20 protein-coding genes are annotated in these 17,032 nt (G+C 66.7%); 7 read left to right on the forward strand and 13 right to left on the reverse strand.

The window, feature by feature from the left end; genetic code table 11:
• Positions 1–35 precede the first annotated feature (35 nt).
• Both ACMGFE_RS03020 and ACMGFE_RS03025 read right to left on the reverse strand, forming a co-directional pair.
• Positions 36–881 (reverse strand): hypothetical protein, encoded by an 846-nt coding sequence (locus ACMGFE_RS03020; protein WP_436923612.1) that lies wholly within the window; start codon positions 879–881, stop codon positions 36–38.
• The gene (locus ACMGFE_RS03025) at positions 878–2,233 is read right to left on the reverse strand and encodes an arylsulfotransferase family protein (protein ID WP_436923613.1); all 1,356 of its coding nucleotides are present in this window, start codon (positions 2,231–2,233) and stop codon (positions 878–880) included. Before ACMGFE_RS03025 ends, ACMGFE_RS03020 begins: the two co-directional genes overlap by 4 nt.
• A 147-nt stretch (positions 2,234–2,380) precedes the next feature.
• On the opposite strand from ACMGFE_RS03025, the gene ACMGFE_RS03030 reads away from it, so the two are divergent.
• Entirely contained in the window at positions 2,381–3,172 is a 792-nt protein-coding gene (locus tag ACMGFE_RS03030) for a lamin tail domain-containing protein (protein ID WP_436923614.1), read from the forward strand.
• Positions 3,173–3,199: 27 nt separating this feature from the next.
• Here ACMGFE_RS03030 and ACMGFE_RS03035 read toward each other — a convergent pair whose 3' ends face one another.
• Both ACMGFE_RS03035 and ACMGFE_RS03040 read right to left on the reverse strand, forming a co-directional pair.
• Entirely contained in the window at positions 3,200–3,568 is a 369-nt protein-coding gene (locus ACMGFE_RS03035; protein ID WP_436923615.1) for a Cdc6/Cdc18 family protein, read from the reverse strand.
• Positions 3,569–3,628: 60 nt separating this feature from the next.
• On the reverse strand, positions 3,629–4,318 hold the full coding sequence (locus ACMGFE_RS03040) for a TIGR00266 family protein (protein WP_436923616.1): 690 nt from the start codon (positions 4,316–4,318) through the stop codon (positions 3,629–3,631).
• A gap of 232 nt (positions 4,319–4,550) precedes the next feature.
• Here ACMGFE_RS03040 and ACMGFE_RS03045 point away from each other — a divergent pair, with 232 nt between their 5' ends.
• Positions 4,551–5,915 carry a hypothetical protein gene (locus ACMGFE_RS03045; RefSeq protein WP_436923617.1) on the forward strand — a complete coding sequence of 455 codons (1,365 nt, stop codon included), beginning with the start codon at positions 4,551–4,553 and terminating at the stop codon, positions 5,913–5,915.
• Between the two features lie 24 nt (positions 5,916–5,939).
• Here the strand turns inward: ACMGFE_RS03045 and ACMGFE_RS03050 are convergent, their stop codons facing one another.
• Positions 5,940–6,158, reverse strand: a complete 219-nt coding sequence (locus ACMGFE_RS03050) for a DUF8015 family protein (protein WP_436923618.1) — start codon at positions 6,156–6,158, stop codon at positions 5,940–5,942.
• 86 nt (positions 6,159–6,244) lie between these two features.
• Complete coding sequence (locus tag ACMGFE_RS03055) at positions 6,245–6,997, reverse strand: DUF429 domain-containing protein (protein ID WP_436923619.1); 753 nt, start codon at positions 6,995–6,997, stop codon at positions 6,245–6,247.
• Between the two features lie 160 nt (positions 6,998–7,157).
• Between ACMGFE_RS03055 and ACMGFE_RS03060 the strand changes: the two genes are divergently transcribed.
• Both ACMGFE_RS03060 and ACMGFE_RS03065 read left to right on the forward strand, forming a co-directional pair.
• On the forward strand, positions 7,158–7,352 hold the full coding sequence (locus ACMGFE_RS03060) for a cold-shock protein (protein WP_006883278.1): 195 nt from the start codon (positions 7,158–7,160) through the stop codon (positions 7,350–7,352).
• Positions 7,352–7,546: a cold-shock protein gene (locus tag ACMGFE_RS03065; protein WP_123538602.1), complete on the forward strand. Its 195-nt coding sequence runs from the start codon at positions 7,352–7,354 to the stop codon at positions 7,544–7,546. Before ACMGFE_RS03060 ends, ACMGFE_RS03065 begins: the two co-directional genes overlap by 1 nt.
• A gap of 155 nt (positions 7,547–7,701) precedes the next feature.
• On the opposite strand, the gene ACMGFE_RS03070 is transcribed toward ACMGFE_RS03065, so the two are convergent.
• Positions 7,702–8,568 (reverse strand): aldo/keto reductase, encoded by an 867-nt coding sequence (locus ACMGFE_RS03070; protein WP_436923620.1) that lies wholly within the window; start codon positions 8,566–8,568, stop codon positions 7,702–7,704.
• A gap of 180 nt (positions 8,569–8,748) precedes the next feature.
• Here ACMGFE_RS03070 and arsN2 point away from each other — a divergent pair, with 180 nt between their 5' ends.
• Entirely contained in the window at positions 8,749–9,192 is a 444-nt protein-coding gene (gene arsN2, locus ACMGFE_RS03075) for an arsenic resistance N-acetyltransferase ArsN2 (RefSeq protein ID WP_436923621.1), read from the forward strand.
• 350 nt (positions 9,193–9,542) lie between these two features.
• Here arsN2 and ACMGFE_RS03080 read toward each other — a convergent pair whose 3' ends face one another.
• The 6 genes from ACMGFE_RS03080 to cofD form a co-directional block, all read right to left on the reverse strand.
• On the reverse strand, positions 9,543–10,352 hold the full coding sequence (locus ACMGFE_RS03080; RefSeq protein ID WP_436923622.1) for a hypothetical protein: 810 nt from the start codon (positions 10,350–10,352) through the stop codon (positions 9,543–9,545).
• A gap of 30 nt (positions 10,353–10,382) precedes the next feature.
• Positions 10,383–11,603, reverse strand: coding sequence for a PKD domain-containing protein (locus tag ACMGFE_RS03085; RefSeq protein WP_436923623.1), 1,221 nt, complete (start codon positions 11,601–11,603; stop codon positions 10,383–10,385).
• Positions 11,604–11,695: 92 nt separating this feature from the next.
• Positions 11,696–12,304 carry a DUF447 domain-containing protein gene (locus ACMGFE_RS03090; RefSeq protein WP_436923624.1) on the reverse strand — a complete coding sequence of 203 codons (609 nt, stop codon included), beginning with the start codon at positions 12,302–12,304 and terminating at the stop codon, positions 11,696–11,698.
• Positions 12,301–13,140 carry a triphosphoribosyl-dephospho-CoA synthase gene (locus tag ACMGFE_RS03095; RefSeq protein ID WP_436923625.1) on the reverse strand — a complete coding sequence of 280 codons (840 nt, stop codon included), beginning with the start codon at positions 13,138–13,140 and terminating at the stop codon, positions 12,301–12,303. Before ACMGFE_RS03095 ends, ACMGFE_RS03090 begins: the two co-directional genes overlap by 4 nt.
• Positions 13,137–13,979 (reverse strand): tRNA-dihydrouridine synthase, encoded by an 843-nt coding sequence (locus ACMGFE_RS03100; protein WP_436923626.1) that lies wholly within the window; start codon positions 13,977–13,979, stop codon positions 13,137–13,139. The genes ACMGFE_RS03095 and ACMGFE_RS03100 overlap by 4 nt, the downstream gene beginning before the upstream one ends.
• Positions 13,976–14,968: a 2-phospho-L-lactate transferase gene (cofD, locus tag ACMGFE_RS03105; protein WP_436923627.1), complete on the reverse strand. Its 993-nt coding sequence runs from the start codon at positions 14,966–14,968 to the stop codon at positions 13,976–13,978. Before cofD ends, ACMGFE_RS03100 begins: the two co-directional genes overlap by 4 nt.
• Positions 14,969–15,145: 177 nt before the next feature.
• Between cofD and ACMGFE_RS03110 the strand changes: the two genes are divergently transcribed.
• Positions 15,146–15,697, forward strand: coding sequence for a protein-tyrosine phosphatase family protein (locus ACMGFE_RS03110; protein ID WP_436923628.1), 552 nt, complete (start codon positions 15,146–15,148; stop codon positions 15,695–15,697).
• 110 nt (positions 15,698–15,807) lie between these two features.
• Positions 15,808–17,031 carry an HD domain-containing protein gene (locus tag ACMGFE_RS03115; protein ID WP_436923629.1) on the forward strand — a complete coding sequence of 408 codons (1,224 nt, stop codon included), beginning with the start codon at positions 15,808–15,810 and terminating at the stop codon, positions 17,029–17,031.
• The last annotated feature ends 1 nt before the right edge of the window (position 17,032 follow it).

The raw sequence follows: 17,032 nt of genomic DNA on the forward strand, positions 1-17,032 counted from the left end.
AGACCCAACAGCCACAGGGAACAGCCGGGGACCAGTCAGGTCAGATGCCCCGGCAGGACGAGTTCCAGCATCACCGCCGGAGTTCCGCGCCACCGCAGCACCAGTCGGGCCAGCACGGAGGGAGCCAGCGACAGCCCACGGACGCTGGTCAGCAACGATCCGCAGGCGGCCAGCAACAGCCCATGGGCGGCCAACAGCGTCCGCAGTCCGGGAGTCAACGACAGCAGGCGAGCAGTCACCAGCACCACCCCGCCAATCAGCGACAATACCAGCAGACGGGCGACCAGCGGCAGCCCCAGCAGACGGGCGACCAGCAGCGAACTCGACAGACCGGTGGCCACCCGGCCGGCAGCCAGCACGCCAGCAGTCACCAGCACCGCCCCAGCGATCAGCAGTACTGGCAGTCCGAGCGCCAGCAGCGACAGCACACCGGCGGGCAGCAACAGCACCAGCCCAGCGGGCAGCAACAGCACCAGCCCAGCGGGCAGCAACAACACCAGCCCAGCGGGCAGCAACGGCACCAGCCCGGCGGGCAGCAACAACACCAGCCCGGCAACCAGCCGCAGCATCAGACCGCGGAGCAGCCGCAGCATCAGACCGCGGAGCAGCCGCAGCATCAGACCGCGGAGCAGCCGCGGCAGCGGCAGGGTGGCTCCCAGCATGGGCAGTTCGGCGGTTCGAGACAGGCCCAGCAGTCGGATCAGCGAGGGATCGGCGACGTAGTCCCGGAGTCGAACCAGCACACGGGGCCCTGGTCCGAAGAGGGGCTCCTCTACGGTGGTGAGGCGCGCCACGATCACGACCCGCAGCACGTCGGGAGCAAGCAAACGTACGGCCGCTGAGACGCCGGCGGGAGCCGATCCGCCGACCGTCGTCGTCACTTCTTTCTGAACACCGGCCACCGGACGCCGAGGGCGGGGAGACGCCACCGCGCCTCGGCGCCGATCCACGCGAGCGCCGCGCCGAGACCGAACAGCGCCGCCGCGAACTCCGGGCGCCCCATCCACACCGGCGAGAGGAAGATGACGCCGTTGACGACCCGCGAGGGGACGACGAACGTCACCAGGTCGCTCAGCGGGTCGAGCGGGTCGAACCCGCCGCCGTCGGAACGCTCGGCGGTTCTCGATTCGAGCCCCAGGCGCGCCGCGCTCTCGCCGCCGGCGCTTTCGGCGCCCGTCTCCAGCCGTTCGACTTCGTAGGGGTGCGAGACGGGGACCGACCAGACGATCTCGCCTTGCTCGTCGACCTCGACGACGCGCTTGCCGTGGGTGTCCGCGATCAGCGTGTGGCCGTTCGGCAGGCGGTCGGCGTCACGCGGCCACTGGAGTCGGGCGTCGCGCCACTGCCAGGTTCGGTTCCAGACGCCGTCGCCGGCCGTCGTCGCCTGGCCCGTGTCCGGGTCGACGCGCTGATACTCGACGATTCGACCGTTCTCCGAGTCCGCGACGAGGACGGCCGGGCCGCCTCGCTCGGGTGGGATGTAGTCGGGGTTGTGCTGTTCGTAGAGCGTGTCGTGGTCGCCGTCACTGCCGAGCGTCCACTCGTCGACCAGTCCCGTCTCGCGGTCGAGAAAGACGACCTGGTCCTGGTTGCGGAGACTGACCATCACGCGCCCGTCGTCGAGCAGCGACACGTCGTTGATGTGTGCCCAGTCCTCTGGGTAGGGCCCGCCGCCCTCGACGGGGAAGTCGCTCTGGGCGTTCCAGCGCCACTCGACGAGTTCCGTCGTCGTGTTCACCAGGAAGACCTGGTCGTCGACGATGTCGGCGATCAGGATCCGCTCGTCGTCGACGCGGACGTGGTCGTGCCACTCGGCGGCGAGTTCGCTGTCGTCGTACCGGGCGTAGATCTCTCGCGTCTCGCCCGTCGAGAGGTTCACCCGCTCGACCACGTTCCGGGTGCACGGGGGCGACTCGCAGGTGGGGCCGCTGGTGTGGATGGTGTCGGTCGCGGTGTACTCGACGGTCAGCGACTCGTTCGCCACCGGGTCGACGTCGAAGTACTTGGTGTGAGTGTCGTCGTAGTAGAGGAGGCTACCGTTCGGGCGCCAGGCGACGATCGTTCCGAACTTCGCCGATTCGGTGACGACCGTGTGGCCGTCGCGCGGCTCCGGTCGCGGTACGTCGTCGGCGCTGGCGGTCGTCGGTGCGGTCGCCGCGCCGTAGGCGAGGCCGGATATCGAGACGACCAGCAGCGTCGCAAAAAGGAGCCTGACGGCGCGACGTGAGACCATAGCGTACGTCGGTGGTATCGGCCCACGATATTAAACGGCGGCCACGCTGCGGGTGGCCGCGGCGATCCGAGGCCGACGCCGTCGGCGGGATCTGAGCGTTGCGAAGGCAGGCCGAAGGGCTACGACTCGGCGGACCGACCGTTCCCCATGAGCCAGAACGGCGACTCGGGCGCGTGGCGAACCACGCGCGACCACGAGGAGATCCAGGAGTGGGCGGCGGAGCACGACGCTGTCCCCGTCGACCGCGGCGCCAGCCAGCCCGACCTCGGGTTCGAGCCCGTGCCCGAGGAAGGAATGCCCTGGAGCCGCTTTTTCGGCGTCTTCGACAGCGAGGACCTGGCGTTCCGGTACCGACCGAACGCCGATGAGATCGCCCCGAACTACGAGATCGTGAGTCACGAGGCGGCCGCCGATAGCGAACCAGTCGCCGACGAGACACGCCGGACAGAGGGCATGAACACCGGTCACCTGTCCCAGTCGGACACCGGCGACGCGGAGCCGGTCACCGACGCGCACCGCGGAACCGCCGAGGACGCCGACGCCACTCCGGCCGCGGCGACCGCCGACCACGTCCGGGGACCGACGCCGGCCGCCGACCAGCTCGTCCTCGACAGCGTCCACGAACACCGCCCCGGCCTTGGCGATTCGCAGGACGAACACGTCTCGCTGGAGAACGCCGCCGAAGAACCGCTCGATCTGTCGGGGTGGCGCCTCCGCAACGGCGAGGGCCTGGCGTTCGAGTTCCCGCCGGAGACGACGATCGAACCCGACACGACGGTGCGCGTCCACAGCGGCGACGGCCGCGACGAAGCGAACGACTACTACTGGGGCACCGACGACGTCGTCTGGCCGACCCGCGGCGGCACGGTCGTCGTCGAGACGCCGGACGGCCACCGCGCGCTCGAAGCGGACTACAAGGGCGGGTCGGGCGCCGAGTAAGACCGTCGGAGCGGAGCGACCCGTGGACTACTGGTCGATCGAATCGATGCGATCGGCGAGGGGGGCGACGCGCTCGTCGTCGGCGAGTTGCGCGCGGACGGCGTCCGCGTCCGCCGCGAGTCGATACGCCGGTCGGCCTTTCCCCGTCGCGGAGGTGTCGTCGCGCCGTCCGTCGACCAGTCCCGAGGCCTCCAGTTCGTTCAGCGTGCGGGAGACCTCCGCTTCCGTAACGGTGCCCAGCACGTCCGCGACGACGGCGCTCATCGCCTCGTTACAGGCGCCCCGGATCTCACCGGCGTGGGCGGGTGTCGCTCCCCTGACCGACAGCTCGACGACACCCGCGAGGACGACCTGCGTCGACAGCGTCGCCGACTCGAGATCGACTGATTCACTCATACATATCAGTTTGTCCGGACATGTCATAACGATTTGGTGCGGCGTTCCCGCGATCCAGCGTCACGTCGTCGTCTGGGTCGTGTTCCGCTGGGGGATCTTGGGGATGAGCCACGAGAGGAACGCGTCCGGGCTGCGGGTCTGCGTCCAGACCGTCCCCTCGCCCTCGAACTCACAGACCAGCCCCTCGCCGCTGAACAGCGTCGACTTCAGGCCGCCGACCTTCCGCACGTCGAACGAGAGGCTCTCCTCGAAGGCGACGATGTGGCCCGTGTCGACCACGTACGACTCTGTCCCGTCGAGTTCGTGTTCGTCGATGGCGCCGTAACTCGACAGGAACAGCGGCCCCGTCCCCTCCATCCGGAGGAGAAAGAGCCCTTCGCCCCCGAAGAAGGTCTTCGCACCGCCGAACTCGGTGTCGACCTCGATCGACGGGTCAGAAGCCAGAAACGACGACGACTGCACGTACAGTGTCTCGTCGTCGAGCAGGTGGTGCTGGACGTCGCCCGACAGCGCCGGCGCGAGCTGTATCTGCCCCGCCTCCGAGGCGGTGAACGTGTTCATGAAGAACGATTCGCCGCCGAACAGCGACCGCGATAGTGACTTGAGCAATCCCCCTTCGGCGCTCGTCTCCACGTCGACGTGCGGTGATTTGCTTACCATCGCGCCCGCCTCGGACCGGACCGATTCGCCGGCGTCGAGGTCGAGCGTCAACTGGGCGTACGAGGGTCTGTGACTGATCTCGTGGTCCATGGCATCAGTACACTGTCATCCCGTTAATCAGTTCTTGCTTTCTGGTTGCCAGGACCGGGGATGAGGTGCGGTAACCCCTCCCAATCGACCGCGAACGCTGCCTCACGGACCGGTAGTACTCCGGTCTTACTCCGGAGCGACGAAAAACGGGTCCGCTGGCAGTGGGAACCGGCACTCACCGCTCTCGAAGTTTGCCCGTCATAACAATGACTGTTCCACTTCGGCATGGGGTATGACGAACGAAACGCCGGCGAAAGACGTTCGTTCGGTCAGCAGACGAGACGGCCGTTCGGTCGGCAGACGAACGCTCCTGCAGGCGCTCGCAGCGGCCGGTGCCCTCGGAGCGGCGGCAGGGACGACAGCAGCGGCCAGCGACCAAGACGACGAATCGGACGACGACGCCGACCCGCTGTACGTCGTCGAGCAGGGCGACGAGCGCTACGAGATCACGCCGCTGTCCGGGAGCGAACCGGCCGAGTCGTTCTACGACCTGCGGATCCCTGAGAAGTACACGGGCGACAACGGCGCGACCGACCCCGGCGACGGACCGTACTACATGTCCGTCGGTACGCAGGACCTCCAGCGACCGTCGACGTCGCTGCTGTTTTTCTACGACGGGCCCGAGGGTGTGAGTCTCGTGGCCGTGCACGACGCCGACGGCGACGACGGCGGGTCGGCCACCTGGACGGTCTCCGGCGTCCCGACGGACGCCGAGTGGCTCGTCAAGGACGACTTCTACCTGTTCGAGTCGGGAGAGAAACCGGAGAGCAACTACGACAACTGGAACACCGACGGCGCGAACCACCAGATCGACTGGACCTGGGGCGCGACCAGGGGTGACGGCGGCGTCCTGGGGTATCTCGACCCCGGCGTCTCCCTCGGAATCAACCCCCAGTTCAACGAGGCGGCGACGCTCTACGACGAGCACTACGAGGGCGAGATCGACGAGTGGCAGCTCCTCTCCGCCGACGGGGAAGGCGGCGTCACCCGGTCGACGCTCGACCTCGACGCACCCCTGACAGTCGCGATCGAGCGAGCCTCGACCGACGGGGAATCCGACGAAACGGAGTTCGATCTCTCGGTCTCGCCGCCGGACGCGAAGATCAACGTCGAGAGTGAGGGACTGGTGCCGGTCGACATCGACTGCCCAGACCCCTCGGAGATCGACGTGGACTCGATCTCGTTCGGTACACCGGAGGCCGTCGACGACGGCGACGGCGCGTCCCCGAAACAGCACGAGAGCGACGACGGGACGTGCAAAGTACACTTCCCGATCGACAAAACCGATATCGACCCCAAAAACGCCCTCGCAAAAGTGGTCGGCAAGATCGACGGTGGAGACGGTGGAGACGGCGGAGACGACGGGGATTCGTCGTTCTCGCTGAACGACGCCATCGACGCGTTCGATCCGACGGACGACGATGACGACGAAGATGGCGACGACGAGGACAGCAAAGACGAAAAGAAGGGAAATGGTCGCGGGCCGCCCGACCACGCCAACGACGACGATGACAACGGGAAGGACGAGGGCAATGGCAAGGGAGGCGGGAACGGCAAGGGGAACGGGAGAGGAGGCGGGAACGGCAAAGGGAACTGAGTGGCAGCGGGGCGCTCGCGGACGTCAGTTGAGCGTGTCGACTTCGTCGGCGAGGTCGCCGGGATCGTCGACGGGCCCGTTGACGAACAGGCCGTGGCCGATGAACCCCACCGCGACGAGGCCGAACCCGAGCGTCGACGTCGTCGGAGAGACCCCCGTCAACGCGCCGACGGCGAAGCCGGTCGCGACACTGGCGAACACTCCGAGCAAGACGAGGTCGTAGTACTGCCAGGTGTACTCCATGACCGGATTTCGACCGGCCGTCAGGAATATCCTGGGTCAGCCCGACACGGGCGATACCACGGACGGGAGCCGGGCGGTACCGGGACCTACTCTGCGTCGAACGGTTCGTTCGCCCTGTAAGCGATGCCCATCGGGAGCCCCTTCGCGTCGGTCGGCGGATCGGCCGGGAGCGTCCGGAGGGCACCGTCGCCGGGTGCGGCGGTGTACGCGAGTGCGACCGCGTCGAGCACGTCCGCGACGGCCACCTCGTACCCCTCCGTCGCGGCGGCAGCCGCCTGAACGGCCGGCGGCGCGTCGCGGTCGTACTGCGCCAGCGTTCGCATCCGTTCGGCGTACCCCGCCGCGTACGCGCTCGAGTGTTCCAGCGGCTCGTCCGCGAAGGCCCGATAACAGAGTTCGGGGTGGGATTCCGCGAAGGCCGCACTGGCTTCGGGAACGTTCTGGAGGAGTTGGTCGACGGCCGCGATCCCGTCGCTCATCGCGAACGCGCGCTCGGAGATACCGCGTCCGGCCTTTCGCTCGTTGACGCGCTGCGCTGCGGGGTAGCGGCGCTTGCGTGTCGCTTCACGGACCGGGGGCACGACGAGCGAGTCGGCCATCGGGCCGAGAACCTCGCGAGCGAGCGCGTCGCAGCGCCGCCCTTCCTCGCCTTCTTCGACCAGCCCGATCGGCACGTCGACGAGGACGCGCTCGGCGCGCTCCTCGTAGCGGACCCAGAGGTCGCCGATCTCTCCGAACACGGCGGCGTGGTCGAACCCGTCGCGGTCGAACGCGACCGCGAACCACGGGCCGTCCGACCAGTCGACCCCGACGTATAGCGGCCCCCCTGTCTCGCTCATGTCGCGAAGTTTCGAGTCTGCGGACAAAAATCCCCTGCCCGCGCGTGTCCCGACGTGGATTTCCGCGATCCGGCCCAGCAGGCCGCGTAGCTCCGTAGAGGGTCGTGGTAACGCTTCTCTCGGAACTCTTATACATCCCCCGCTGTTGTGTTTAGAAGCAATGGCATCCGGTAAGGTTGACTTCTTCAACGACACGGGCGGTTACGGTTTCATCGAGACTGAGGACGCTGACGACGACGTTTTCTTCCACATGGAGGACGTGGGCGGTCCGGACCTCGAAGAGGGACAGGAAGTGGAGTTCGACATCGAGCAGGCCGACAAGGGCCCGCGAGCGACCAACCTGGAGCGCCTCTAATGGCCTCCGGCAAAGTCGACTTCTTCAACGACACTGGTGGATACGGTTTCATCGAGACCGAGGACGCGGACGACGACGTTTTCTTCCACATGGAAGACGTCGGCGGCCCGGACCTCGAAGAGGGACAGGAAGTGGAGTTCGACATCGAGCAGGCCGACAAGGGCCCGCGCGCGACGAACCTCACGCGACAGTAAGTCGCTCTCTGTAACTACGGCGTCAGCTTCCTGCTGACTCCGATTTTCACATTATCACACCGTCGAGCGACGGCGCCCGCGCCACCGCTTCGACGGGCCACGATCGCTCCCAGAGCGACGGGAACCGGGAAAGCCGAGAAACGCGAGCCGACTGCCTACTGCGGGTCGATATCGTGTAGTTTCGCCATGTCCTCGTCGGTGAGGGCCACCTGCGACGCCGCGACGTTCGATTCGAGGTGATCGACGCTCGACGTCCCCGGGATGGGCAGCGTCACGTCCGAGTGCTCCAGGAGCCACGCGAGCGCGACCTGCCGCCGGCTCGCGTCGTGGGCCTCGCCGACTTCGTCGAGTACGTTCGCCACCCCGTCGTCCTCGACGGTGTAGAGTGGCCCCCACGGGATGAACCCGACGTCGTACTCCTCGCAGGCCTGCAGGACGTCCTCGTCGTCGCGATACCCGATGTTGTACTGGTTCTGGACCGTCGCGATGTCGACGATGTCGCGAGCGGTCTCCAGTTGTTCCACGCTGACGTTCGAGAGACCGACGTGGTCCACCTGTCCGACGTCTTTCATCTCTGCGAAGGCGTGGACCGAGTCCTCGAAGTCGGTGTCGGGATCCGGACGATGGAACTGGTAGAGGTCGATGGAGTCGACACCGAGACGGTCGCGGCTCACCATGACCTGATTGTGGAGGTAGTCGGGGTCACCGTGCGGGAGCCACTCGCCGTCGCGGTGGCGGAGCAGACCGGCCTTCGTGGCGACGACCGGGTCCGCGTCGACGTCGGCGAGCGCCTCGCGGAGGATCCGCTCGCTGACGCCCGGCCCGTAGGAGTCGGCGGTGTCGATCAGGTCGACGCCCAGTTCGACGGCCCGCTGGACGACGCTCCGGGCCGTCTCCTCGTCGTCGGGTCGGCCGATGATGTCCTCGCCAGTGAGTCGCATCGCCCCGAACCCGAGGCGATGGACCGTCACCTCACCACCGATGTCGAACGTGTCGCTTTCGTTGTGTACGTCGTCAGCCATAGCACAGTTCGCTCGGGCTTCCAGTCACTAAGCGATGGGGATGGCGGAACGTAGCGTGGGTTTTCGAAGTTCTGTACGCGACGTACTGTCTACGTCCTGAGCGGGCCCGGCATTTCCGCCGCTCCCCGTTCCCGACTGGGCCGACAATCTAATCGTCCCGGAAGACGACACGACGCACACATGACCGAATCGGCGATCAGACTCGAACGCGCCGACGAAGACGGACTCCGGTACGTCGAGAGGGTGCTTGGACGGGCTGATCTCCCGACCGACGACGTCCACGCGGATTCAGCCCGATTGTACGTCGCACGCGCCAACGGCGACCGCGTCGGAGTCGGCGGGATCGAAGTCCACGGAGACGATGGGCTGCTCCGGTCGGTCGCAGTGGAAGAATCGACGAGGGGCGAGGGCCACGGCACTGCGATCGTCGACGCGCTCGAAGCCGAGGCCCGAGACGCGGGCATCCAGCGGTTCTATCTCCTCACCACTACGGCCAGCGAGTTCTTCGCCAGCCACGAGTATGTGGAGATCGACCGCACCGACGTGCCCGGAACCATCCGAAACACCACCGAATTCACCGAGCTCTGTCCGTCGTCGGCGATCTGTATGCGGAAAGCGCTCTGAGTACACGTTCTTCTGCCACGCGAGTTCGAGTGGGCTCGCAGTTTAAGATGTGACAGAAGCTAGCTTTCGTCCGAGGTGTGTCGTTATTGGACTCCGATCCCAAGAGTCGCGTCGACGGTCCCTCGCTGACAGCGTCGGGTATCTACCGACAGGCCGATCCGACTTCGTCCTAATCCACGTTTGGGTTCCGAGACAGTGAGACTGAATGTTTTTGGACCCTATTCCCACTTTGGATACATATTATCGAGGGGGGCGAACTGTTAACTATGTCAGAACATGTTGTGTCTTTCTTCGCAAGATTAAACAACAGAGTCCTATGAACCGTTTGTTCCGCAGAGATAGTACGTACTTTACTTCGTTTTCCCGTCGGAGAGCGTAACGTTCCCAGCAGCTTGGTCTAGACGATTGATATATGCTTCTTGAGCTTCCGTTTGGTTTTCCACAGTCTCCCAATACTGGTCAGTGAACTCGGGAGTAGTTATCTTGTTCAGATAGTACTCACGGGCCAGCGACGTATTGAGATACCACATCTTCGGTTTCGAACCCGTATTATTTACTTCGGCAATACGAAGGCGGTTGGGGATTTTCCCCTCAATTTTTCCATTGTCGTATTGGACTACTGCTTGCGTGTATCCCGCGGTGACGAGGGCGTTGACCTGTTTTACCCGACGGTTTTCGTCTTCTGAGCGTGCGCTGAGATTCACTGCAATGATCAATATCTCTCCTTCAACAACCCTCCACCCACGAATCTTTACAGGCACCCCAGAGTAAGTTTCTGTTTCACCAAAAACGACGTCTACGAATTCTCCGTACCTTTCGTTCGCATATGGCCCTGGAGTCGGTGTCGGGTCTATCGTTGCTGTCGGAGTGTACGTCGCTGTAGATGGCGGTGCCTGCGTTTGGGTCGTGATGGGGATGATCGTTGAACTCTCTGTAGGCGTCGAATCTGCATTTTGAGTGGATGTAGGTACTGTCGATATGGAATTGGTCTCTGTTGAGAGCGCAGTTTCAGCAGTTTTTGATGGAGTGCTATCATCAAATAGTCCACCAAGGAAAAGCACTGAGACCGCTATGACCCCGATGAGGAAAAGTCCCAGTAGTGCCAGTACTACAGTCGTACTTTGTGCAACATCACTGTCAGAGATGTTTTCGAAGATCATCTTTTGAGTAGTGTCCACAGTTAAGCGGACTTAGAAACCTCCCGAACCAGCCCGCCCAGGGGGAACACGACCAGTTCGTGTATTTGTCTCGGTCTCAGCGCTATCTTCAGTATTATCCTCTCTGTTTTCCTCACTGCCGTCTTCCTCACCACTGCTGCCATAGTTATCCGCATAATTATGAGATATCGCGCTCCAGTCCAGGGGGTCGTCTTCGTTCTCCTCCTCACCACCGTCTGATTCCTTTCTTTCCGATGTACTTCTGGAAGCATTATAGGCTGGGTTCACATTAGTAGTCTTGACCCCAAGCGCTGTTTTGTACGCTTCTTGGCTGTCGAATTCGACGACGCCGTCGGTCGAATCGTAGGAGACGCCGGCGTTGTTCTGGGCGAACTCCGCGTCGAGGGTCTGGCCGGCCCACACGATCGTGCCGTCGTTGTCGGCGTCGGTGATGACGATGCCGTTACTGTCGAGGGTCATCCGGTCGTTGTTACAGTAGGTGTCGTCGTCTCTGTTGTACCGCGAGCATTGCTCACCGTCACTATCCCCGCTTCCCGACGAACTACCGCCGCTAGCGGCAGCAGATGGGCTGTGCACTTTGATTTCTCTGGTCGCGGTACGCTGGCGGCCCACCCGGTCGACGACCGTGGCGCTGAGCGTGTAGTTGCCGGCCGTCGAGAACGCGTGAAGGTAGTCCGCCGTTGCGCTCTCGCCGGCGATACTCGTCCGATTGTGCCAGTCCCCGTCGACCCGCCAGGTCACTGCCGCGACGTCCGCGTTGCCAGCCGACACAGACGCGGTATACCCGGCGACTTCGCCCGTGTTCAATGCTTGCGGCCCGGAGAGAGTAACCGACGGTCCGTTGGATTCCTCGACGTGAACCCGCAACGTATCGCGACTGGTTGCACCGTCGTCGTCGGTAACAGTCACCGTCGCGTTGTACGTCCCGACCTGTCGGGCGACGAACGACGTCTGGCCGCACGTCCGGCAGTCCGGCCGGATATAGTCGCCGTCCGGTTGTTCGAGTCGCCACTCGTACTCGGCGATCTCCCCGTCGGGATCTCGCGACCCCGTCGCGTCCAGATACACGGTCGCGTTGGCCGTGACGTTCTGGTCCAACCCAGCGTCGGCCAACGGCGCCTCAGTCCCGGGACTCGCCGCTCCAGCGGCCCCCGGGACGAAACTCACCACCGTCCCGACGACGAGCGCGAAACACAGCGCCGCCGTCGGAATTCCCCGATCCCTGTCCAGCATCCTCTACTCGCCGGTGGTTCCCTCTCCGGTATAAATGTTCGTGGTCCAACACTGTCGGTCGTACTGTCGGTACTGTCGACAGGTACACGCAGCTACCACTCTGTGTCTACGAGGTCCTCGATACGGTCGAAGGCCGTCCGTTCGCGCTCGCCGCCACAGGTATCGACCACGGTCTCGAAGTACGCGAGTCGGTCGAGAAGCGTCTCGGTGTCGTACGATTCGACGTCGAGCCTGGAGGCCGCGACGGTCGCCTCGATTACGGCGTAGAAGCCGCGATTCGTCGTCGGGACGACCCGCCGCTCGACGCCGCTGTCGACGGGATCGAGCCGCCAGGTGACGACTTCCGTGCCGCCCTCGTCGGTCGCTCCCGTCCGTTCGACCGCGACTTCCGCCCACGCGTCGGCGCTGTCGAGGACGGGATGGTCCACCTCGTGGACGGCGAGTGCGGCGTCGACGAAGTCGACCGGGTCGCGTGTGAACTGTACGTAGCCCGCTCCACGTTCCTCGAAGTTCCGCCGGGTTCGCGTGCGGCCGTAAGTGCGCGCCGTCACCGGGTCGCCGGCGTGGATGCCGAGCGCGGCGACGTTCCAGCGGTCGTTCGGACCGCGCGTGGTGACGACAGACTCGACGACGCCGGAGAGGTGGACCGGCCACTCGCCGGCGCCGCCGCGATCGCCCGCCCGGGGTCTGTCCCCCGTCACACGTCCAGCCCCCGTTCCAGCGCGACGAAGAGCCCGGCCGCGACGATATCGGCGGTCGTGCCGGGGTTGACGTCTTCCGCGACGAACTCGTCGGCCAGCGTCTCCGGGTCGCCCTCGCCGTCGAGGGCCGCCTGCGCCCGTTCGGTCGCCGCTTCGGCGGTCGCCCGGTCGTGTTGCGTCGCGACGAATGTGTCGACCTCGTCGGCGAGCAGTTCGAGGAAGGTCCGCGCGGCGCGATCGGCGACCGGGCCGTCGCCGCGCTCGATGGACTCGGCGGCCGCGAACACGCGCTCGAATCTCTCGACCCACTCCCGGGCGACGCCGTCGCGGCCGGCCGAGCGACCCATGATCTCCCGGAGCGTGAGTTCGCGGGCCTCCAGTTCGGGCACGGCGTCGCTCCCGCGTCGCACGTCGAGCGGTTCCATGCCTTCGGGGGGTTCGTCGACGGCCACTTCGACCGCTTCGAACGCACGGTAGAAGTTCGCCGCGTCGGCGACGGTCGTCGCGTCGACGACCGCTGTCGCCCCGTCGGGTGTGAGCGACCGATCGTCGGCGCCCGCGGCGGCGACCAGCGGGAGCTGCAGGAGGACGGCGCCGAACTGCGTGTTGCCGCCGCGCTGCTCACTCATCCCCTCGATAGCGTGCAAGAACGATTCACCGAGCGGTTCGCCGTCGGCGGCCATCGCCAGTCCCGGCCGCGCCCCGACGGCGCCGGCGAGGAAGTGCTCGAAGCGCAGGTCGTCGTACTCCCGGTGGCGGTCGACGTTCCCGGGCTTCGGCGTCCCGGCGACTTCGAGCAAGAGCGCGAGTTCGGCGTTCTGGGCGGTCGTCCTCACGCGTTCGATCCCCCTGGTTCGGCGTTGGGGGCCCGCTCGGACCGCTGTTTCTCGGCGCCGTCGAACCACTCGTCGACGGCCCTGCGGACCCGCCGGAGTACCCTCGGATCGTCGCTCGGTCGGCCGAGGCTGACGGCGTCTGCACCGTAATCGAGATACTCACGGACCGTCGCCCGGTCGCGAACGCCGTTGTTGGCGACGACGAACGCGTCGGTGGCGTCGACCACGTCGGCGACGACCGCCTCGGAGTCCATCGCGTCGACGTGGAGGAGATTAGCACCGGCGTCGTCCAGCCGGGCCGCTACTGCGGGCAGGTCGACGCCCGCGAGTTCGGTACGAACCTTCACGCTGACTGTCGCTCCGGTCTCTGCGGCCGCACGGACGTACGCCGCGAGTCGGTCGGGGTCACGCAGGAGCGACTCGCCGGCGCCGGCGGCGCACATCTCGTCCTGCCGGCAGTGGGCGTTGATCTCCACGATCGCGCCGTGGTCGGCGCAGACCGCGGCGGCCTCCGCGACTGGTTCCGGCCCGCTGGCGCGGACGTTGAACGCCGCTCTGAGCGGCGCATCGGCGAGTGCGGACAGTTGCTGATCGATGAACGCTACCGGATCGGCCGGGAGGAACTCGTCGCGGTCGCGGTCGACCAGTTCTCTCGCAGCTTCGCGAGTCGGCTCGTCGAGCGCGATTCCACCGAGGAAGGCACAGCCGGCGTACTCGCTCGCGGCCCGCGCCCAGGCGGCGTCCGACTGGCCGCTCAGGCTGGCGAGCGCGAGTCGGGGTTCGAACGGTACGTCGCCGCGGCCGGGGTTAGTGCGGTCGCCGTCCCCGTTCGCGCTCATTCGACCGCCTCCAGCGCGTCTCTCACCGCGCGGGCGACGCGGGTCGCGTCGTCTTCGTCGTCCATCCGGGTGTCGGTGCGGACGACGGGGCGGTCGAGTTCGGTCCCGTCGGCGTCGTCGAGGACGAACGCGTCGGCGAAGGGGTAGGCCTCGGCGACGCCGGCGGTGCTGGCCTCGTAGCCTTCGGCCTCCAGCAGGTCGTCGGCGGGGCCGGAGAAGACTGTGTCCTCGACGAACGGCGAGACGGCGACCACGGTGGTCTCGGCGAGCGTCTCGCGGACCCCGTCCAGCGCGAGCATCGGCCCGAGGCTCGTGATCGGGTTCGACGGGCCGACGACCACCGGTTCGGAGAGCGCGTCGCGGACGGCGGGGGTGGCCGCGGCCTCGTCGCTCCCCCGGAACTCGACGGACTCGATCGCGGGCTCGCCGCCGTGAGCGACCCAGAACTCCTGGAAGTGCATCGGTCCCTCCTCGGTGTGGACGATGGTCGCCACGGGGTCGTCGCTCATCGGTAGCAGGTCGACGGTCAGGTCGAACGCGTCCGCGAGCGTCCGCGTCGCCTCTGTGAGCGTACGCCCCTCGTCGAGCAGGCTCGTCCGCGTGAGGTGGACGGCGCGGTCGGCGTCGCCGATGTGCATGAACTCGCCGACGCCGGAGAACCGGCGCCAGCGGGCGATCCGTCGGCCCGCAGTCTGGCGCTCGTCGGGAAGGTATCTGGGTCCCGGTTCGAACCCGGCCGACTCGGCGAGCGAGACGAGTTCTTCGTGGGTCGTCGCGGTGTCGTCGGCGATGCCCCACCACAGGTCGCGGTCGAGGCGGTCGCCGCGGAGGTAGAGGACGGTGTCGACGTCCGGGCAGACGAGGTGGCCGCCGAGCTCCACGTCGTCGCCGGTGTTGCCGACGACGACGGTCTCGCCCGGGTCGAACACGGCGTCGGCGCCCGACAGGAGCTTCGGCGTGCCCGTCCCGCCGGACAGAAACGTCACCATACTCCGCCGTAGGGGTGACCCCGGGCTAAAGCTTTGCGTCCGCGGCAGCGACTCCGGGCCGCAGCGCGGTCTGGAATCGCCACACTGCACCGGATCGTCGCGATCGAACTATTGTCAGACGTGAGAATTGCACCTCTAGACTCAAGGGGGGTCGTCGAGTGATCCGACCAGGATCCGATGCCAGACGTTCACAACCGAGAATCGGGTGCAGACGCACACCGATTCGCCCCCGCTGCACCGGACGAGGAGCACGTCTACGGTGCGTGTAGTCCGGGCTGGCACACCGCCGCCGCCCACAGCGAGGCCCTCGCCGACTGGATCGCCGTCGTCCGCGCTCACGACGTCGAGCGCGTCTGTAGCCTCCAGCCCGGGGCCGCCTGCCCCGACGACTGCGACGCCGACGGATACGTCGACGCGTTCGGCGACGACAGGGTGCTCCACGCGCCCGTCCCGGACGGCCGCCTCGTCAGCCCCGCCCTCCTCGACAGAGAACTGTTGCCCTTCCTCGACGACGCCGTCGCCGCCGACGAACGGGTCGTCGTCCACTGTCTCGACGGGATCGGCCGCACTGGACAGGTGCTCGCCGCCTGGCTCGCACACGACCGCGGCTACGGCCCCGAACGAGCCATCGAGACGGTCGAGGTGACGGGCCGCAAGCCCCGCGATCCCGTCCGCAGGGGCAACGCCACCGAACAGGAACTGTACGACCTGCTCGCGGTCTTCGGCTGATCCGCCGTTCCCGGCGTCGCGTTCGCCCCCGGAGTCGCGACGGCCGCGGTCGGGACGGTCGCGGCAGTCGATGCTGACCCTTATGTCGGGAGACGCGTAATTTCGACCCAATGACGACGATCAAGGACAGCGTCCACGACCACATCGCGGTCGAGGGCGTCGCCGCCGATCTGCTGGACACGCCGCCCGTCCAGCGCCTCCGCCGGATCAAGCAACTCGGGACGGTCACCTACGTCTACCCCTCCGCGAACCACACCCGCTTCGAGCACTCGCTGGGCGTCTACTACCTCGCCACCGAGGCGCTGTCGCACCTCGGCATCGAGGGCCAACAGGCCGAACGGGTCCGCGCCGCGGCGATGCTCCACGACGTGGGCCACGCGCCCTACAGCCACAACATCGAGGACGTCGTCCACCGCCGCACCGGGAAGTACCACGACGATGTCGGCGACCTCCTCGGCAGCGGCCCGGTCGCGCGCGTCCTGACCGACCACGGGCTGAACCCCGACAGCGTGGCCGACCTGGTCGCGGGCGACGGGGAACTCGGCCAGATCGTCTCGGGCGAACTCGACGTGGACCGGATGGACTACCTCGTCAGGGACGCCCACCACACGGGCGTCTCCTACGGGACGATCGACGCCGAGCGGCTCGTCCGGGCGCTCCGGTTCGTCGACGGCGACCTCGTCCTCGACGAGGGCAACGTCCAGGCGGCCGAGAGCCTCCTCCTCTCGCGGGCGCTGATGAACCCGACCGTCTACAGCCACCACGTCTCCCGCATCGCGAAGGCGATGCTGCGCCGGGGTACCCAGCGCCTGCTCGCTCACACCGAGATCGACGGCGAGGAACTCCGGCGGATGGACGACTACGGGCTCCGGGTCGCCCTCCGCGAGTGCGAGGCGACGGCGGCGTTCGCCCACCGCCTCGACCGCCGCGATCTGTACAAGCGCGCGGTCTGGGCGGAGATGGAGGCGGTCCCGGAGTCGCTGATCGACGCGGACCACGAGGCGATCTGGGAACACGAGCGGGCGGTGGCCGACGAGGCGAACGTCGACCCCGACGCGGTGATCCTCGACGTGCCGGCCCGGCCGTCGATGCAGGAATCGAGCAGCCGCGTGCTCGTCAACGGCGACGTGCGCCGACTGAGCGAGCAGTCGACGCTGGTCAGTGCCCTCCGCGCCGCCCAGCACGACCAGTGGCGCCTGGGCGTGTACGCCCCCGACGAGACGGCCGAGCGCGTCGGCAACGCGGCCGTCCGCGCGCTCGGGCTCGACCTGGAAGACACCAGGGTCCGCGACGTGCGGCCCGGCGTCCACGCGACCCTCGACGATTTTAACTGAC

It is taken from the genome of Halosimplex amylolyticum (assembly GCF_051414035.1).
GTDB lineage: Archaea > Halobacteriota > Halobacteria > Halobacteriales > Haloarculaceae > Halosimplex > Halosimplex amylolyticum.

Coding starts and splice junctions, on each gene's coding strand:
- cofD (WP_436923627.1), bottom strand. CDS start 14,968: ATGGTGACGTTTCTGTCCGGCGGGACGGGCACGCCGAAGCTCCTGTCG.
- ACMGFE_RS03050 (WP_436923618.1), bottom strand. CDS start 6,158: ATGGAGTACACCTGGCAGTACTACGACCTCGTCTTGCTCGGAGTGTTC.
- ACMGFE_RS03040 (WP_436923616.1), bottom strand. CDS start 4,318: ATGGACCACGAGATCAGTCACAGACCCTCGTACGCCCAGTTGACGCTC.
- ACMGFE_RS03115 (WP_436923629.1), top strand. CDS start 15,808: ATGACGACGATCAAGGACAGCGTCCACGACCACATCGCGGTCGAGGGC.
- ACMGFE_RS03065 (WP_123538602.1), top strand. CDS start 7,352: ATGGCCTCCGGCAAAGTCGACTTCTTCAACGACACTGGTGGATACGGT.
- ACMGFE_RS03030 (WP_436923614.1), top strand. CDS start 2,381: ATGAGCCAGAACGGCGACTCGGGCGCGTGGCGAACCACGCGCGACCAC.
- ACMGFE_RS03070 (WP_436923620.1), bottom strand. CDS start 8,568: ATGGCTGACGACGTACACAACGAAAGCGACACGTTCGACATCGGTGGT.
- ACMGFE_RS03060 (WP_006883278.1), top strand. CDS start 7,158: ATGGCATCCGGTAAGGTTGACTTCTTCAACGACACGGGCGGTTACGGT.
- ACMGFE_RS03100 (WP_436923626.1), bottom strand. CDS start 13,979: ATGAGCGCGAACGGGGACGGCGACCGCACTAACCCCGGCCGCGGCGAC.
- arsN2 (WP_436923621.1), top strand. CDS start 8,749: ATGACCGAATCGGCGATCAGACTCGAACGCGCCGACGAAGACGGACTC.
- ACMGFE_RS03035 (WP_436923615.1), bottom strand. CDS start 3,568: ATGAGTGAATCAGTCGATCTCGAGTCGGCGACGCTGTCGACGCAGGTC.
- ACMGFE_RS03085 (WP_436923623.1), bottom strand. CDS start 11,603: ATGCTGGACAGGGATCGGGGAATTCCGACGGCGGCGCTGTGTTTCGCG.
- ACMGFE_RS03080 (WP_436923622.1), bottom strand. CDS start 10,352: ATGATCTTCGAAAACATCTCTGACAGTGATGTTGCACAAAGTACGACT.
- ACMGFE_RS03045 (WP_436923617.1), top strand. CDS start 4,551: ATGACGAACGAAACGCCGGCGAAAGACGTTCGTTCGGTCAGCAGACGA.
- ACMGFE_RS03025 (WP_436923613.1), bottom strand. CDS start 2,233: ATGGTCTCACGTCGCGCCGTCAGGCTCCTTTTTGCGACGCTGCTGGTC.
- ACMGFE_RS03110 (WP_436923628.1), top strand. CDS start 15,146: ATGCCAGACGTTCACAACCGAGAATCGGGTGCAGACGCACACCGATTC.
- ACMGFE_RS03055 (WP_436923619.1), bottom strand. CDS start 6,997: ATGAGCGAGACAGGGGGGCCGCTATACGTCGGGGTCGACTGGTCGGAC.